4 protein-coding genes are annotated in these 3468 nt (G+C 63.4%); all 4 read left to right on the top strand.

Going from position 1 to position 3468, the window contains the following annotated elements:
* Positions 1–2 precede the first annotated feature (2 nt).
* Complete coding sequence (recA, locus tag ACTHL0_RS10010; RefSeq protein WP_440566572.1) at positions 3–1076, top strand: recombinase RecA; 1074 nt, start codon at positions 3–5, stop codon at positions 1074–1076.
* Positions 1077–1203: 127 nt separating this feature from the next.
* A complete protein-coding gene (gene recX, locus ACTHL0_RS10005; RefSeq protein ID WP_440566571.1) occupies positions 1204–1809 on the top strand; it encodes a recombination regulator RecX in 606 nt (201 codons plus the stop codon).
* Between the two features lie 203 nt (positions 1810–2012).
* On the top strand, positions 2013–2744 hold the full coding sequence (locus tag ACTHL0_RS10000; protein WP_440566570.1) for a DUF2889 domain-containing protein: 732 nt from the start codon (positions 2013–2015) through the stop codon (positions 2742–2744).
* On the top strand, positions 2741–3468 hold a 728-nt coding region (locus ACTHL0_RS09995), incomplete at its 3' end, for an ATP-grasp domain-containing protein (RefSeq protein ID WP_440566569.1). The genes ACTHL0_RS10000 and ACTHL0_RS09995, both read left to right, overlap by 4 nt.

Raw genomic sequence — 3468 nt, 5'->3', positions numbered from 1 at the left:
TCATGGAAGAAAGCAAGAAAGGCTCGGCTGGACTGACTGCTGAAAAGAGCAAGGCGCTGGCTGCCGCGCTCGCGCAGATCGAAAAGCAGTTCGGCAAAGGGTCGGTCATGCGGCTCGGCGACGGCGAGGTGGCCGAGGACATTCAAGTGGTGTCGACGGGCTCGCTCGGCTTGGATATCGCACTGGGCGTCGGCGGGTTGCCGCGTGGGCGCGTGGTCGAAATTTACGGGCCGGAATCGTCGGGTAAGACCACGCTGACGCTGCAAGTCATCGCCGAAATGCAAAAGCTCGGCGGCACGGCGGCGTTTATCGATGCCGAGCACGCGCTCGATATCCAATATGCGCAGAAGCTTGGCGTGAACGTGAGCGAGCTGCTGGTGTCGCAGCCCGATACGGGCGAGCAGGCGCTCGAAATCGCCGATGCGCTGGTGCGCTCCGGCTCGATCGACATGATCGTCATCGATTCGGTCGCGGCGCTCGTGCCGAAGGCTGAAATCGAAGGTGAAATGGGCGATTCGCTGCCCGGTTTGCAAGCGCGGCTGATGTCGCAGGCGCTGCGCAAGCTGACGGGTACGATCAAGCGCACGAACTGCCTCGTGATCTTCATCAACCAGATTCGGATGAAGATCGGCGTCATGTTCGGCAATCCGGAAACGACCACGGGCGGCAACGCGCTGAAGTTCTACGCTTCGGTGCGGCTCGATATCCGTCGTATCGGTTCGATCAAGAAGAACGACGAAGTCATCGGCAACGAAACGCGCGTGAAGGTGGTGAAGAACAAGGTGTCTCCGCCGTTCCGCGAAGCGATTTTCGACATCCTTTACGGCGAAGGTATCTCGCGCCAAGGCGAAATCATCGATCTCGGTGTGCAAGCGAAGATCGTCGATAAGGCCGGCGCCTGGTACAGCTACAGCGGCGAACGGATCGGCCAAGGCAAGGATAACGCGCGTGAGTTCCTGCGCGAGAATCCCGATATCGCACGCGAGATCGAAAACCGGATCCGCGAATCGCTGGGCGTGAACGCGATGCCGGCGGGCACGGGCGGCGGCGTCGAGGTGGCGGGCGAAGAAGAGTAAGCCACACGTGATACGGAAAGGGCGGGCGGCGCCGGCCGGTCACCGTGACGTGCGCCGGTTCGGCATACGTGGGACGCGGCGTGACGATGTCGTAAGTAGCGAGGCGCCGGGTGTCGACGAACCCGGTATGCCGGACGCCGGCGCCCTGGCCGCACCGAGTCACGATGCGCCGGGTGCCGCTGCGCGCTTGCGCGCCGATCCGCTCGATCCATCATCGTATGACGATGCGCCGGATCCCTCGTCGCCCGCTTCCGATTCGGCCGGCCGTTCGCGTCGGCCCGCTCGATCGCTCAAGATGCGGGCGATCGATTACCTTTCGCGGCGCGAATACAGCCGTGCCGAACTCATCCGCAAGTTGGCCCCTTTCGTCGAAGAAGGCGATGCGCTCGAGCCGCTGCTCGACGCTCTCGAACGCGAGGGCTGGCTATCGGAAGCCCGCTTTGCCGAGAGCGTCATGAACCGGCGTTCGGCGCGAATGGGCACGACCCGCATCGTCAACGAGTTGCGTCAACATAAGCTCGACGACACCCTGATCGAATCGGTCGGCTCGAAACTTCGCGAAACCGAACGGGCCCGTGCCCAAGCGGTATGGCGCAAGAAGTTTGGCCAACTGCCGCAATCGCCCGCCGAGCGCATGAAGCAGGTGCGTTTTCTCGCGATGCGCGGTTTCTCGCACGCGACGATCGCCCAAATCCTCAAAGGCGACGACGACTGGAGCGACAGCGACGAGTAAGTACGAGCAGCCACGCGTGCAGGCAACGCGGCGTGCAAGCCGGCTTCTCCGAGTTCTCTGAGCGATGTTGGCCGTGCACAAGGCGCAACCGGTGCGTATCGTTCCGTCGTACCGGCCCCACCGAGGCATACCGTGGTCTGCCGGCGCCGCCATACTCGGTATGCTAAAATCCGAAAGTTTTCCTCTCCAGCCGTTCCCCTCGCATGCCGCTTTCGCCGCCCGTCTCCCGCCAATTGCGCCATCGTCGCGCGATCCGAGCGGAAGCCTTCGAGCGCGAGGACGGTCTGTGGGATCTCGAGGCGTGTCTGACCGACCATAAGCCGCGCGATGTCGCATTGGCGCCCGGTGTCCGGCCCAAGGGCCTACCGATCCATGAACTCTGGCTCCGCATCACCATCGACCGCAAGCTCACCATCGTCGACGCCGAAGCGTCGTCGGAATGGGTGCCGTACCCCGGTCACTGCGAAGTCTCCAATCCCGCCTATCGCGCCCTCATCGGTCTCAACCTCCTCAACGATTTCCGCCGCCAAGCACGCCGCTTGCTTGCCGGAACAGCTGGCTGCACACATCTCACCGAACTCTGTGCCATCTTGCCGACGGCCGCTGTGCAAGCGTTTGCCGGCGACGTTTGGCGCACGCGCGACAGCGCGACGGACACGCCCGCCGATGCACAGGGCGAGCCACCTTTCCAGCTCGACCGCTGCCATGCTTTGCGCTTCGACGGCGAAGCGGTGCGGCGCTTCTACCCGCGCTGGTACGGCCATGTGCCGCGTGGCACGACGCGCCAGCCACAGGCGGACGCGCCACCGAAGCCATTGGCCGGCGCGGCGAACGCCGGCACCGTCGGCTCGCAGCCGGTGAGCGAGCCCGATCACCCTCATCATCACGATCACGAAGTTCAATCCAACTCTCAGACTGAAGGGAATCACGCATGAAGATTCACGAGTACCAGGGTAAGGACATCCTGCGGAAATTCGGCGTCGCGGTACCGCGCGGCAAGCCGGTGTTTTCGGTGGATGACGCGGTCAAGGCCGCTGAAGAGCTCGGCGGCCCGGTCTGGGTCGTCAAGGCGCAGATTCACGCAGGCGGCCGCGGTAAGGGCGGCGGCGTGAAGGTGGCCAAGTCGCTGGAGCAAGTTCGTGAATACGCGAACCAGATCCTCGGCATGCAGCTCGTCACTCACCAAACCGGTCCGGAAGGCCAGAAGGTGAACCGCCTGCTGATCGAAGAAGGCGCGGACATCAAGAAGGAACTCTACGTCGGCCTCGTGATCGACCGTGTCTCGCAAAAGGTCGTCGTCATGGCCTCGAGCGAAGGCGGGATGGACATCGAGGAAGTGGCCGCGAAGACGCCGGAAGCGATCCACAAGGTGGCCGTCGATCCGTCGAAGGGCCTGCTCGATTCGGAAGCCGACGATCTGGCGAAGAAGATCGGCGTGCCCGACGCATCGATCCCGCAAGCGCGCGCCATCCTGCAAGGCCTGTACAAGGCCACGTGGGAAACGGACGCCTCGCTCGCCGAAATCAACCCGCTGATCCTCACGGGCGACGGCAAGGTGATCGCACTCGACGCCAAGTTCAATTTCGATTCGAACGCGCTGTTCCGTCACCCGGAAATCGTCGCGTACCGCGATCTGGACGAAGAAGATCCGGCTGAAGT

Source organism: Trinickia sp. (assembly GCF_051961175.1).
GTDB lineage: Bacteria > Pseudomonadota > Gammaproteobacteria > Burkholderiales > Burkholderiaceae > Trinickia.
Note: the sequence above shows the minus strand (reverse complement) of the source record. Positions and strands in the feature narration are given on the sequence as shown.

What these genes read in the sequence shown, in the direction of transcription:
- recX (WP_440566571.1), top strand. Translation starts at nt 1,204, where the DNA reads ATGCCGGACGCCGGCGCCCTGGCCGCACCGAGTCACGATGCGCCGGGT.
- recA (WP_440566572.1), top strand. Translation starts at nt 3, where the DNA reads ATGGAAGAAAGCAAGAAAGGCTCGGCTGGACTGACTGCTGAAAAGAGC.
- ACTHL0_RS10000 (WP_440566570.1), top strand. Translation starts at nt 2,013, where the DNA reads ATGCCGCTTTCGCCGCCCGTCTCCCGCCAATTGCGCCATCGTCGCGCG.